Source organism: Phaeobacter piscinae (assembly GCF_002407245.1).
Taxonomy (GTDB): domain Bacteria; phylum Pseudomonadota; class Alphaproteobacteria; order Rhodobacterales; family Rhodobacteraceae; genus Phaeobacter; species Phaeobacter piscinae.
Window position 1 is genome coordinate 1391094 of the sequence record NZ_CP010681.1, and the last position, 13161, is coordinate 1404254.

At 62.3% G+C, this 13161-nt stretch carries 11 protein-coding genes; 4 read left to right on the forward strand and 7 right to left on the reverse strand.

What is annotated here, in order from left to right:
- Positions 1-65: 65 nt before the first annotated feature.
- The 4 genes from phaeop14_RS06520 to phaeop14_RS19735 all read right to left on the reverse strand — a co-directional run bounded on the left by phaeop14_RS06520 (position 66) and on the right by phaeop14_RS19735 (position 4399).
- Positions 66-1376, reverse strand: coding sequence for an HlyC/CorC family transporter (locus phaeop14_RS06520; protein WP_040168899.1), 1311 nt, complete (start codon positions 1374-1376; stop codon positions 66-68).
- A gap of 109 nt (positions 1377-1485) precedes the next feature.
- Positions 1486-2499: a site-specific tyrosine recombinase XerD gene (locus phaeop14_RS06525; RefSeq protein ID WP_096789077.1), complete on the reverse strand. Its 1014-nt coding sequence runs from the start codon at positions 2497-2499 to the stop codon at positions 1486-1488.
- A 33-nt stretch (positions 2500-2532) separates the two neighbouring features.
- Positions 2533-4260, reverse strand: coding sequence for a hypothetical protein (locus phaeop14_RS06530; RefSeq protein ID WP_096789078.1), 1728 nt, complete (start codon positions 4258-4260; stop codon positions 2533-2535).
- Positions 4250-4399 carry a hypothetical protein gene (locus tag phaeop14_RS19735; protein WP_014874523.1) on the reverse strand — a complete coding sequence of 50 codons (150 nt, stop codon included), beginning with the start codon at positions 4397-4399 and terminating at the stop codon, positions 4250-4252. Before phaeop14_RS19735 ends, phaeop14_RS06530 begins: the two co-directional genes overlap by 11 nt.
- A gap of 80 nt (positions 4400-4479) precedes the next feature.
- Between phaeop14_RS19735 and phaeop14_RS06535 the strand changes: the two genes are divergently transcribed.
- Together phaeop14_RS06535 and aroB are read left to right on the forward strand one after the other, a co-directional pair.
- Positions 4480-5070 carry a shikimate kinase gene (locus tag phaeop14_RS06535; protein ID WP_096789079.1) on the forward strand — a complete coding sequence of 197 codons (591 nt, stop codon included), beginning with the start codon at positions 4480-4482 and terminating at the stop codon, positions 5068-5070.
- 25 nt (positions 5071-5095) lie between these two features.
- A complete protein-coding gene (aroB, locus tag phaeop14_RS06540) occupies positions 5096-6211 on the forward strand; it encodes a 3-dehydroquinate synthase (protein ID WP_420874967.1) in 1116 nt (371 codons plus the stop codon).
- Positions 6212-6358: 147 nt separating this feature from the next.
- On the opposite strand, the gene phaeop14_RS06545 is transcribed toward aroB, so the two are convergent.
- Together phaeop14_RS06545 and ssb are read right to left on the reverse strand one after the other, a co-directional pair.
- Entirely contained in the window at positions 6359-8437 is a 2079-nt protein-coding gene (locus phaeop14_RS06545) for a methyl-accepting chemotaxis protein (RefSeq protein ID WP_244905814.1), read from the reverse strand.
- Positions 8438-8864: 427 nt separating this feature from the next.
- On the reverse strand, positions 8865-9395 hold the full coding sequence (gene ssb, locus phaeop14_RS06550) for a single-stranded DNA-binding protein (RefSeq protein WP_040168907.1): 531 nt from the start codon (positions 9393-9395) through the stop codon (positions 8865-8867).
- Between the two features lie 343 nt (positions 9396-9738).
- On the opposite strand from ssb, the gene phaeop14_RS06555 reads away from it, so the two are divergent.
- Both phaeop14_RS06555 and phaeop14_RS06560 read left to right on the forward strand, forming a co-directional pair.
- On the forward strand, positions 9739-10323 hold the full coding sequence (locus phaeop14_RS06555; protein ID WP_024097408.1) for a lytic transglycosylase domain-containing protein: 585 nt from the start codon (positions 9739-9741) through the stop codon (positions 10321-10323).
- 283 nt (positions 10324-10606) lie between these two features.
- Positions 10607-10981, forward strand: a complete 375-nt coding sequence (locus phaeop14_RS06560) for a hypothetical protein (RefSeq protein WP_024097407.1) — start codon at positions 10607-10609, stop codon at positions 10979-10981.
- A gap of 46 nt (positions 10982-11027) precedes the next feature.
- On the opposite strand, the gene phaeop14_RS06565 is transcribed toward phaeop14_RS06560, so the two are convergent.
- Positions 11028-13115 (reverse strand): dipeptide ABC transporter ATP-binding protein, encoded by a 2088-nt coding sequence (locus phaeop14_RS06565; protein WP_096789081.1) that lies wholly within the window; start codon positions 13113-13115, stop codon positions 11028-11030.
- Positions 13116-13161: the final 46 nt, after the last annotated feature.

Here is a 13161-nt window from a genome sequence, read left to right on the forward strand (position 1 = left end):
CAAATACAACAGGGCCGCCGCCCAGCGGGGCAGCGGCTTTTGATCTGTCCGGCGCTGAGGCAGGATCAGTGCAGCGGGCGGATTTTCAGCTCGGTCACGCGGTTGCCCTCGCGGGCGGTGACCTCAAAGCGGAAGTTGTGAAAGGAGAACACCTGTCCGACGATGGGGATGGTCTGGGCCTCATGGATGACCAGACCGGCAATTGTATTGGCCTCATCATCGGGCAGTGACCAGTCAGTGGCGCGATTGAGGTCGCGGATGGTGGTGGCGCCATCAACGAGGTAGTTGCCATCGCTGGTCTTGGTGACGACGGTTTCCTCATCCGGGTCGAATTCATCGGTGATCTCGCCGACGATTTCTTCAAGAATGTCCTCCAGCGTGATCAGCCCCTGCAGGGTGCCGTATTCATCCACAACCAGCGCAAAATGGGTGCGGGCGCGCAGGAACTGGCGCATCTGATCATCCAGCGTGGTGGTTTCCGGCACGAAATACGGCGGCTTGGTCACGCTGGTGATGTTGAAGTTGCGCAGCAGGGAGGCATCGCCATCGGGGCCGCCGATCTGGGCATACATCTCACGCAGGAGATCCTTGGCATGGAGCACGCCGATGATGTTCTCCGGCTCATCCTTGAACACTGGCAGGCGGGTGTGGGGCGAGGTCAGACATTGTTCGAGGATCTTCTGCGGGTCCAGATTGGCATCGACCATTTCGATGTTGGAGCGGTGCAGCATGATTTCCTCAACAAAGCGGTCGGAGAGATCAAGCGCGCCGAGAATGCGGTCGCGGTCTTCTTTCTCGACCACGCCTTCGGAGTGGCCCAGATGCAGGGCGCCGGCGATTTCCTCGCGCACGGCCATGATGTGGCTGTCGGGGTCAATCCGCACCCCGAAAAGGCGCAGGACGCCGCGCACCAGCAGGCGGACAGCCCCCACCACCGGGGCCAGAACAGTCACCAGAATGCCGATTGGAGGCGCAACCGCGGCGGCAGCTTTTTCGGCATTGGAGATCGCGTAGGTCTTGGGCAGAACTTCGGCAAAGATCAGGACCAGAAGGGTCATCACCAGCGTGGCCAGCGCCACGCCGCTTTCGCCGAGGGCACGGGTGAACAGCGCGGTGGCGAGCGAGGTGGCAAGGATATTCACTAGGTTGTTGCCGAGGAGGATCGAGCCGATCAGCCGTTCGCTATCCTCGGTGATGGCAAGCGCGCGTTTGGCGCCGTTGGAGCCCTTGTCGGCCTGGCTGCGCAGCTTGCCGCGCGAGGCGGCGGTGAGCGCGGTTTCAGAGCCGGAAAAGCAACCGGAGAGCACCAGCAGGAAGACAATCGCGCCGGCGGTGGTCCAGAAGGTGGAATCGACAAAGGTCGTGGTGCTGTCCATCAGAGTCCCGAAAGAAATGTTGAGATCCCCATGGTTATGGGGTGCCTGCCGCGCTGTCGCAAGGGGGAGGTGCCGAGCTGTCGCACCTTGGGGCGATTATTGGGGATGATTAGTCTGTCGCGTCGTCGTCGCCCGGCTGCGGGGGGGTGTCTGATCCGGTGTCTTTGCGCGCCAGCGGGTGATGTTCCAGCACCAATTCACTCAGGCGGGCGTCCAGCACATGGGTGTAAATCTCCGTCGTGGCAATATCAGCGTGGCCCAGCAGCGCCTGAATGGCCCGCAGATCAGCGCCATTGGTCAGCAGATGCGTGGCAAAGGCGTGGCGCAGGGTGTGGGGCGAGACAGCCTCGGGCGGGAGGCCGCCAGTGACGGCAAACTCCTTGATCAGCAGATAAAAGCGGTGCCGAGTTAGGTGGCCGGATTTGCCACGCGAGGGAAACAGGAAGCGCGAAGGGGCGGCGCCTTTGCCCACGGCGGCCTCCTCAGCGGCATCGCGCGTGGTGAGCCAGGCGGCCAGCGCGTCGCGGGCGGGGGGAGAGAGCGGCACCATCCGTTCCTTGCCGCCCTTGCCCAGCACCAGCAGCATACGGGGATCGCCGCGCGCGGCGGCGACGGGCAGGCCGACCAGTTCGCTCACGCGCATACCGGTGGCATAGAGCAGCTCCATCAGGCAGGTGTTGCGCAGCCGGTCGGCGGTGCTGCGCCCGGATTGGCGCGCCGCATCCAGAAGCCGGTCCACCTCGATCACTTCCAGCGTTTTGGGCAGCGCCTTTTTGCGGCCCGGTCCCTTGATCTGGATGGCGGGGTTGTCGCTGCGCCAGCCCTCGTCGAAGGCGAAACGGTAGATCTGTTTGATCGCGGAGAGGCGGCGGGCGCGGGTGGCGCGCGCCAGCCCTTCGGCGTCGCAGGCGATCAGATAGGCTTCGATATCATCGCGGGAGGCGCTGCCAAAGGCGCGGTTTTTATGCGCAAGCCAACTGGCCACATCCTTCAGGTCGCGACCATAGGCCAGCAGCGTGTTGCGCGCCGCACCAAGATCGGCGGCCTGCGCATCCAGAAAGGTGGCGATCCATTGCAGATCATCCTGCGGGGCGTTGGCTGGCTGGGCGATGGGTGGGGTCATGGCTGGGGGTGTTTCATGTCATGCCTGGGACCGTCAACGGTGGTCCAGCAACAACAGCTGAAGCGCGGCGCGGCGGGCGGTGTCCTCCAGCCCGACAGCGCGGAAGGTGGCCAGCGCATCGGTCAGATCGCCGAGATTGCCGTCCGCCCCTTGTGCAAAGAGCTGCATCGCGCGCAGGATCGACTCACCCAGCTGGCCGTTGTCGAGCAGCCGTTGCAATTTGCGCGGCGCGGCACTGTCGGCAGCAAAGGCGGCGGCGATGGCCTGTTCGACACCGTTCCGGGCCAACTCCTGTGTGGGCACCCCCTGCGCCACGGCGGCAACAAAGGCGCTGCGTCCCGGCGACGGGGGCGGGCTGTGAGAGGCGGTTTCATAGGTTGGGGCGAGCAGGCGAATGCGCCAAGCCAGATTGGCCGCCTGACCCTCCAGCGGGATGCGCGCCAGCTGATCGGCAAAGAGATCGGCAAAGGCGGCTTCGATCTGTGCTGTCTGCATGGCGCGCCAGACCTTGGGCAGGGTTTTGCTGACCGCCTCGGCGCTGCCGGTTTCCAGTGCGGTTTCAAAGCGTTGCAGTGCTGCAACCCGGTCCCAGATACCGCCGGAGGCCGCGGGGCTGCGCTCGGTATAAAGACCGAGCAGGTGATTGGGGTTCAGCGCACCGATCCGGGTCAGCCGCTCTGCCGCCTCAAGCTGGGCCTTCCAGCCGGCGATGTCGCGCAGATCCGCCGCCGCAAAGGCGCGCGGCAGGTTGCTGGTGGGGCGACGCTCTCCGATGGTTTCATAGAGGCGGAAGGTTAGCGGGTCCGGGGATTTTGGCGCGCGCAGCGGCGGTGCATCCTCAAACACATCGGGGTTCAGGAACCGGTCGAGTAGGTCAAGCTGGCGGCTGTCCACCAGCTCCAGCGCGTGGGCGGCCTCCAGCAGCAGCACGGCGGTGGGCCAATCGCCAAGCCGGGCGGCGCAGAAGATCCGGGCGGCGTAATCCGGCGCGAGATGGGGCCGATCCTGCAGCGCACTGCAGGCCTGCTGCTCGTCGCCGGTCAAGAGGGTGGCGTCAAACCAGCGTTTGAATCGTGCCTTGCTGCGGGTGGGGCCCGCCTGTTCGGCCAGTGCCTGTGCGGGGTCCGGCGCGCCCAGATCCATCAGCCGGTCAAGCCGTGCCAGCAACAGGGTTTCGCCGCCCTCAACCGGTGGGCGGGTCTCCGACAGCAGCAAGGTGAACATTAGCGACTGCATCGCGGGGGATTTCCGCACGGGAACGGAGGCCAGCAGCGTGGCGAGCGCCTCGGCGTTGCTGCCGCGCCAGAGATCGACGGGCAGGCCGGTGGAGGCTGGTTTGACAAGGCCGATGGGCGCCACAAGGCTGGCCAGCGGGGTGACGGTCACCTCCGGGCGGCGGGCGGAGCCTGCGACGGGTGGTTCCAGCAGGACGGTGCCCGGCAGCCCTGCGTCGGGCGCCGGTGTGGCCAGCCAGTCGATGGCGGCAAGCGGGTCGTCGGGTTTGGCTGTACCGCTGCCCGCACGGGGGGTGTTGCGGCTGGTCGCCGTGCCGGGCGGGCCGGATTGCGCCACAGGTGAGGCCGCAGGAGCGGCTGGCGTCTGGGCGGTGGCCGCCGCAGAAAACCCGGATGTCGCGACGCCCAGCCCCAGCGCCAGCACGTGGTTCAGCAGATGATTGGGCCGTGGGGCTGCGCTGGCAGAGATGCTGCGCGCAAGCAGAGCCGCCAGAGCCGACTCACCACGCCGCTGTCTAGTCGGCATTCAGAACCACCGGTTTGCGGACCTCTGCGGTGGGGGCGTCGAAATCCGCCCCGAACCACGGTCCCACATAGGCATAGATCACCAGACCGATCGCTGCCAGAACAACTAAATAAAGGAAGTATTTGATCAATCGCCCCATGGGTGTCCGCTCACTGCTTCTTTGGCTTTTGTGCAAGTTATATATGGCCTTTTTAGCAATATCACGTCATTCACTGAAGAATGAGCGAAAAAGAGCAAACACTCAGTGGCGCGGGTGACCGCCGGGTGCCCGGTGCGCTGAAAAAAACCATCGTGATGGTGGGCATGATGGGGGCAGGGAAGACGGCGGTGGGCCGTGCCCTGGCGGCCCGTCTGAAGGCCCCGTTTCTGGACAGTGACCATGAAATCGAGGCCGCGGCCAACCGCACGATTCCCGAAATCTTTGCCCGCGATGGCGAGCCGTTCTTTCGACAGAAGGAGCGTCAGGTGATCCGGCGGTTGCTGGATGAGGAACGCGGTGTGCTGTCTACAGGCGGCGGCGCGTTTCTGGCGGCGGAAAACCGTCAGATCATCTCGGAGCGCGGTGTTGCGATCTGGCTGAATGCCGACCTTGAGGTGCTGTGGAACCGGGTGAAACATCGCGACACCCGGCCGCTGCTGCGCACTGAGGATCCCCATGCGACGCTGTCGGCGCTTTATCATGATCGGGTACCCTATTATGCGCAGGCGGATCTGACGGTGCGGTCGGATGGGCAGGCGTCGATTGATGAAATGGTAAACCGGGTTGTCGAGGCGCTGCGCGCCCGCCCGGATGTGCTTGAGTGGGTGTGACGGAGTGGGTGTGATGGAGCAGGCAATGCTGGAACGCAGCGTGCATGTGGCGCTGGGAGCGCGCGCATATGATGTGGTGATCGGGCCGGATCTGCTGGCAGATGCGGGCGCACGCCTGAAACCGATGCTGCGCCGTCCAAAGGTGGCGGTGCTGACCGATGAAACCGTGGCGGCGCATCACCTTGAGGGGTTGCGCGCCGGCCTAGCGACCGCCGGGATCGAGATGGCGGCGCTGGCGCTGCCGCCGGGGGAGAGCACCAAGGCCTGGCCGCAGTTCAGCCGCGCGGTGGAATGGCTGCTGGCGCAGAAAGTGGAGCGCGGCGATATTGTCCTCGCCTTTGGCGGTGGTGTGATTGGCGATCTTGCAGGCTTTGCGGCGGCAGTGCTGCGGCGCGGGGTGCGGTTTGTGCAGATCCCGACGTCGCTGCTGGCGCAGGTGGACAGCTCGGTCGGCGGCAAGACCGGCATCAATGCGCCGCAGGGCAAGAACCTGATCGGCGCCTTTCACCAGCCCTCGCTGGTGCTGGCGGATACAGCGCTGCTGGGTACGCTGACCCCGCGCGATTTTCTGGCCGGCTATGGCGAGGTGGTGAAATACGGGCTGCTTGGCGATGCGGAGTTCTTTGACTGGCTGGAGGCGCAAGGCCCGGCGCTAGCGGCGGGTGACATGGCAGCGCGGGTCGAGGCGGTGACACGCTCGGTGCAGATGAAGGCCGACATTGTGGTGCGCGATGAGACCGAGCAGGGCGACCGTGCGCTGTTGAACCTTGGCCATACCTTCTGCCATGCGCTGGAGGCGGCAACGGGTTATAGCGACCGGCTGTTGCATGGCGAGGGCGTCGCGATCGGCTGTGCGCTGGCGTTTGAGCTGTCGGCGCGGCTGGGGCTGTGCAGTCAGGAGGATCCAAGCCGCGTGCGGGCCCATCTGAAGGCGATGGGCATGAAGACCGACCTTGCGGATATTCCAGGCGAGTTGCCGGATGCCGAGGCGCTGCTGGCGCTGATGGGGCAGGACAAGAAGGTGGTTGACGGTCAGCTGCGCTTTATCCTCGCACGCGGCATCGGTCAGGCCTTTGTCACCGGGGATGTACCGCAAGCGGCGGTGCTGGATGTACTGCGGGACGCATTGGCCGCGAAATAGTCGCCTACCCAGCAGCGGTCCCCGCAGTTCGAGAGAACGACAGGACCAAGGTCTGCCAAGGCGTGCACTTTATTGACCGTCACATGACAAAAGCCCCCGCAGAACGCGAGGGCTTTTGTCGTTTGTCGTGATCGGGGAGAGAGGAGCTCAGGCCACCCAGGATTCGTCGTCCGGTGTGTCGAAACTGCCCTCATTGGAAACATCCGATGCGCCGTCGCCGGTGGCCTGCATCTGTGCCGCCATCTCAGCATCGTGCGCCATCTCTTCCGGTGTCGAGGAGGTGGCGGGACCGTCCAGCTGGAAGGCGCCGATCATGGTGTTCAACTCACGCGCCTGCTGGAACAGCTGGGTGGCGGAGGCGGTGGTTTCCTCGGTCATGGCGGCATTGGTCTGGGTCATCTGCTCCATCTCGCCGACGGCGTGATTGACTTCGCTCAGCTGTGAAGACTGGGCATCCAACCCCCTGGCGATGGAGACGATCAGCTCGGAAATCGCGCTCACCTGCGTGCTGACATCGGCCATTGCCGTTCCGGCGGAGCCAACAAGGGTGGAGCCCGTATTGACCTGAGACGAACTGCGGGCGGTGATCTCGTCGATCTGCGACACCGCATCGGAGCAACGCTGCGCCAGGCGCTGCACTTCGCTGGCGACAACGGCAAAGCCACGTCCGGCTTCTCCGGCGCGGGCGGCCTCAACCCCGGCGTTGAGCGCAAGGAGATTGGTCTGGAAGGCGATATCCTCGATCACCTTGGTGATCTGGGAGATCTCATCCGAGGAGGCTCGGATCTCCTCCATTGCGGTCACGGTTTTCTGCACGATGTCTTCGCAATCGTTGACCTTGTCCTGGGTGGTGCCTGCGATGGTTTCGGCATCTTTGGCGTTGCGGGCGGATTCGCCGACACTGGTGGTGATTTCGTTCATCGCTTGCGTCGACCGCTCCAGTGCAGCGGCTTGCGATTCCGTTCGGCGGGACAGGTCATCCATATTCGCCGCGATGGTCTGGCTGTCATCCCCGACCGTGAGCGCAGTGCTGCGCACCGTGCCCATGGCATCCTCAAGCGATTGGGCCAGATCATTAAAATCGATCTGAAGCTTCTTGAATTCCTCAGGAAAGTTATCGTCCAGACGATAGACCAGAACTTTATTGCTAAGCTGATTCAGCGCCGTGGCGATGGCGTCGGAGACCTGTTTCTGCTCGGCCATCGCGCGATTGAGCTGCTCATCGGCCTCTCGCTTCTCGACCGCGTATCCACGTAGGATTTCAGCCTGACGTGCGATGCTGCCGACCTCATCCCGGCGCGATTTACCGGAGATATCTTCATCCAGTTCACCAGCGCTGATCCGCTCCAGGGCGGAGGTGACCATGCGCACGCCGCCGGCGATGTCCCGGGCTATCAAGGTAGCGCTGAGGCCAATGAACACAAGCACCAGCAAAAGGCCGACCAGCGCCGAGTAGAAGGCATTTTTGTTGTAGGTGTCAAAAGTTTGGAAGTCGGCCAGAAGTTCTCTGCGGATCTCGGATTCGACGTCTACGACAACCTCGATCGCCGCGGTTGCGAGCTTGACCCATTGCTGCGCGGTTAGAGTTTCCGGCGCATTGTTGTCGATAGCGGCCGCCCGGATCCTGTCGAAGCTCTGATAAACCTCGCCTTCTGCGCGGTCGTCGAAGAGATGCACGCTTTTGCTGTCTGAAAGCTCGCGGAACACCCGCATTCTCTCTTTTGATTGCAGATACGATACAGTCATCCGGGAGCGCAGCATGTCGCTCCAACCGTGTGCAAAGCCCTCTGCACCGATCGTGCGCTGGATCCCATAGGCGTCTTTAGCCATCTGAAAATAGGTGAAGGCCATCGCGCGTTCCGCCAGTTCGGTATCGGGTACCAGCACCTCGAACGCCAGAGCAGTTTCCAGCAGATGTATGTTCACCTCGGTGTAGAAATCGATCATTTCGGGCGCGCTGATGCTGCGGTTTTCGATCTGGGTGCGGATGCCGTCCAAGGCTTCCAATTCATCGTGGGCGAGTTCGACGAAGCCGCGGGTGTTTTCGTGCAGCTGTGACAGATCCGCAGATTCGATTACCTCAAGCATATGGAGGCGCAGATCCTGCGCTTTTTGCCGCTGTTCGGTTAGTGTCTGTGGTACGGCAGATGAGTCACCGGTCAGAAATGCCGCCGATAGCCCCCGCTCCAGCTGCAGATTATGGACGAGATCTCCAACCGTCAGCATGATGTCCCGCGTTAGTGATGTATCAAAGCTGGCGCGCTTATTGAGCGAGTATAAAACCGCCCCGGACATCCCGATAATGATTAGGAGGGGCAACCCTATCATGGTCAGTATTTTGGTACGGATGGATATTTTTTGTAACAGGCGGGTAATCATACTCTGCGCTCCGGCGTAACGTTAATACTGCACAAATTGTAGTGTTTGAGACCCTAATAGAATGTGTATTTGAAACGCTTTGGAGCAGTTCAAATAAAAGATACATGCAAAATACCCGTATTTTTAAGGCAGGTGACGTCGCTGAAAACGCAAGGTCGTTCCTTTTTAGAATTCAGAGGTTTACACTAAAAAAGTGCAGGCCTGGTCGAGGCCTGCACTTTTTTGGTGTGTTTGTATCAGGGCGTTGCCGCCCGGATGAAGAGGTGATTCGTCCTTAGAACGGGATCTCGTCATCGTCGATGTTGTGTGACGCGCCACCCTGGTTGCCGCCGCCAAAGCCACCGCCCTGATTACCGCCACCCTGACCGCTGTCGTAGCCACCACCGCCACCACCATAGCCGCCGCCGCTGCCACCACCGTAGCCGCCGCCGCCGCCGCCCTGGCCGCCGTCATTGCGCCCATCGAGCATGGTCAGCGTGCCGCCGATGCCCTGCAGGACGACCTCGGTCGAATAGCGGTCCTGGCCGCTCTGGTCCTGCCATTTACGGGTCTGCAACTGGCCTTCGATATAGACCTTGGATCCTTTGCGCAGGTACTGCTCTGCCACGCGGACCAGACCTTCGGAGAAGATGGCGACCGAATGCCATTCGGTTTTCTCGCGCCGCTCGCCGGTGTTGCGGTCTTTCCAGGTTTCCGAGGTGGCGATCCGCAGGTTGCAGACCTTGCCGCCGTTCTGGAAACTGCGCACTTCGGGATCACGGCCGAGGTTGCCGATCAGGATTACTTTGTTGACTGAGCCTGCCATGGGTCTGTCCTCTTGGTCTGGTCGTTCGAAGCCGCGAAAATCAGCCAAAGCCAGGTGGTCTTCCCTTCCAGCTCAGCGGTTTCAGCGGACCCCGTCGGGGTATGAATTCTGTCCGGTCCGAATCTGGTCGCGCCGGGTTGGCGGCCACAGTACCGCCCAAGGTCGCCACATGAAAGTCGGCAGGCCCGGATATCTGGGATCATCCACAGATTTTGCGCAGGCGCGCCGTGAGGCAGGGCGGTGGCGGACGGGAATATGCGATGGTGCTTTTCTTTTTAGTCAATCCGGCTATAGTTTCGCGCAATCAAGGACAGGGAAACCGGGGCGGGACAAGGCGTTTTTAATGCGTAAACTGTTGGTGGGGGTTGCGGTGACCGGGGTTCTGTCAGGTCAGGTTGCAACTGCGGATATGTTCAGCACAAAGAGCCAGCGCAAGCTGTTTGCTTCGCAGGCGCGGGTGTTGGATGAACGGGCGTCTGGGCAGTACAAGAATTCGATCCGCCTGCAGCCGCCGACCATTCACACACCGTCGAAATACGGCAGCCTTCCCTATAGTGGCAAATACCGCGGCAAATACCTGAATGTCGCGCGGGCAGCGGCGCAGAAACATGGCGTGCCCGAAGATCTGTTCCTGCGACTGGTGCAGCAGGAGAGCGGCTGGAACCCCACGGCGAAATCCCACAAGGGCGCATTAGGACTGGCGCAGCTGATGCCCGCCACCGCCAAGGCGCTGGGGGTGGATGCGTCCGATCCCAAGCAGAACCTGGAAGGCGGCGCGCGGTATCTGGCGCGGCAATACCGCAAGTTCGGTTCCTGGCGGTTGGCGCTGGCGGCTTATAACGCAGGGCCTGAGGCGGTGCGTAAACACGGCGGCGTGCCGCCCTACCGCGAAACTCAGAATTACGTGAAGAAGATCTGGGGCAGCTGACAGCGGCGCTGCCAGACTGCTGTGGAAACAGGCATGTATCTGGCGGGGGAGGTGTGCCCCCCTGCGCGCAGATCTGTGGTTCCAAGCTGTCCTGATGCGGCGGCGTTTTTTCACCCGTCCTGATATTTTGGCGCCGTTTCGGCAGCGCATTGCCGATTGCGCCGGGGATCGGCGTTAATCTGCTGATAATCTTCCTTAATGCCGTGTTAACTCCGTCTGTCTGCCAGAAAGTTGCCTTAATCTCTTGGCACCTAGTGGGAAGCTTCAGAAGAGGAATATCCCGGTGTCTTTCAAACGCTTTGACGAACGTCTTACCCAGATGCAGTGGCAGCCCCAGTCCGGCCCGTCGCCACAGATCGTTGACAGCGTGATGGCCGACCGCCCGCCGCTGGCGGTGCGGGGGGTGGAGTTCACCCTCGCAGGCGCGATCCTGGGGATCCTGATCGGGGTGGGCCTTAAGGGAATTTATACCCCCGGCGCGCCCTGGGGGCCGAACACCGGCCTGACCGGTCTGCTGATCGGCGGCGCCTCCATGGCTGGCGCGGGCCTGTCACTGGCGCTGGCCGCCTATGCCGTGCTGCGCCGTCACGACATGCCGCGCCTGATGCAGTTTGCGTCGATGAACCTGCTGATCATCGTGATGCTGCTCTTGGGATAATCCCGCCAGCAGCCCCGATCCAGCACCGGTCAAATCGCGCCGCCGATCACTCGGCGGCGATTTTTATGACCGGTTCCATTTCTTTCAGATCGGCATCGCTGAGGTGGCATTTCACCTGATGGCCGCCTGCGAGGGTGCGCACCGGCGGAACCTCTGCCTCACAGAGGTTGCCGGCCACTTTGGATTTCCAGCGACAGCGGGTCTGGAATGGGCAGCCGGGCGGCGGGTTCATCGCCGATGGGATATCGCCCTCCAGCACGATGTGGCGTTTCTCAACCGATGTATCGGCGATCGGCACCGCACTCAGCAGTGCCTCGGTATAGGGGTGATAGGGCGGGGCAAAAACCTGATCGGTGGTGCCCAGCTCGACCACATGGCCCAGATACATCACCATCACCCGGTCGCTGAGATAGCGCACGATGCTGAGGTCATGGGAGATGAACAGCAGCGTTGTCTTCTCCTTGCGCTGGATTTCCATCAGCAGATCGGTCACGGCCGCCTGCACCGACACATCCAGCGCCGAGACCGGTTCATCGGCGACCACAATACGCGCGCCACCGGCAAAGGCGCGGGCGATGCCGACGCGCTGTTTCTGCCCGCCTGACAGCTGCCGTGGCATCCGGTCGGCAAAGGCGCGCGGCAGTTTCACCAGATCCAGCAGTTCCAGCATGCGCTCCTTGCGCGCGGCGGTGCTGTCGCCGATACCAAAGATCTCCAGCGCCCGCATGATCTGCCGGCCCACGGTCATGGACGGGTTCAGCGTGTCAAATGGGTTCTGGAACACCATCTGCACGTCGGAGACGGTGCGGGTGTCGCGCTGTTCAATCGGGGTTGTTTCGATGTTCTTGCCATCCAGCTGAATGGCGCCTGCGGTTGCGGTCTCCAATCCCATCAGCACCTTGGCGAAGGTGGATTTGCCGCAGCCGCTCTCGCCAACAATAGCGAGCGTCTCGCTCTCACGGGCCTCGAAACTGAGGGTTTCATTGGCCTTCACCACCTTGCGCGCGCCGCTGTCAAACAGCGCATTGGCGGAGACCTCATAATATTTGCGCAGCGCGTCAATTTTCAGAACAACCTCGCCAACCTCGGGTTTCTCCTTCTGCTCACCAACTGTGATCGGCGCGTTCCAGTCGATTTCATCATGGCGCAGGCAGCGGGTGTGATGGCGGTCATTGCCATGCACCGGCACCATCGGAATGTCCTGCGCATCGCAACGCCCGGCCTCGAAGTAATCGCAGCGCGGGCCAAAGTTGCAGCCGGGCGGGCGCTCATGCGGGAGAGGGAAATTACCGGGGATCGCCACCAGCGGGCGGGCGTTTTTATCCGCGCCCGGCAGCGGGATGGAGCGGAACAGCGCCTGCGTATAGGGGTGCTGCATCTCGTCAAACACATCATGAATGGAGCCGCGCTCCACCGCCTCGCCGGAATACATCACGCAGAGCCGGTCGCAGGTTTCCAGCACCAGACCAAGGTTGTGGGAGATGAACAGCATCGAGGTGCCGTATTTCTTGCCCAGATCCTTGACCAGCTCGACCACGGCGGCCTCCACCGTCACATCCAGCGCGGTGGTCGGCTCATCCAGGATGAGGAGGGCGGGTTTTGACATCAGCGCCATGGCGATCACGATGCGCTGCTGCTGGCCGCCGGACAGCTGATGCGGGAAGGAATTGAGCATCCGTTCGGGATCAGGCAGGCGCACATCCGTGACCACCTCAAGGGCGCGCCTGTAGGCCTCTTCCTTGCTGACGCCCTCATGGATCATCGGCACTTCCATCAGCTGTTTGCCGATCTTCATTGCCGGGTTGAGCGAGGCCATCGGCTCCTGATAGATCATCGCGATCTCATTGCCGCGCACGTCGCGCAGCTCGTCCGCCGACATCTCCGCCAGATCGCGGCCCTTGAACTTGATCGAGCCGCCAACAATGCGGCCGTTCTTGCCGAGGTCCTGCATCACACCCAGCGCCACGGTGGATTTGCCGCAGCCGCTTTCACCGACCAGTCCCACGGCCTCACCTGGCATCACCGAGACGGAGAAATCCATCACCGCAGGAATTTCCCGCAGCCGGGTAAAGAAGGAGATCGACAGTTTGTCGATTTCCAGAATCGGGCCGTCATACTCTGCGAGTTTGGTCATCTTGGTCTCCCTGGAGGGCTGGTTGATGCCTAAGAGGCATCTTCTG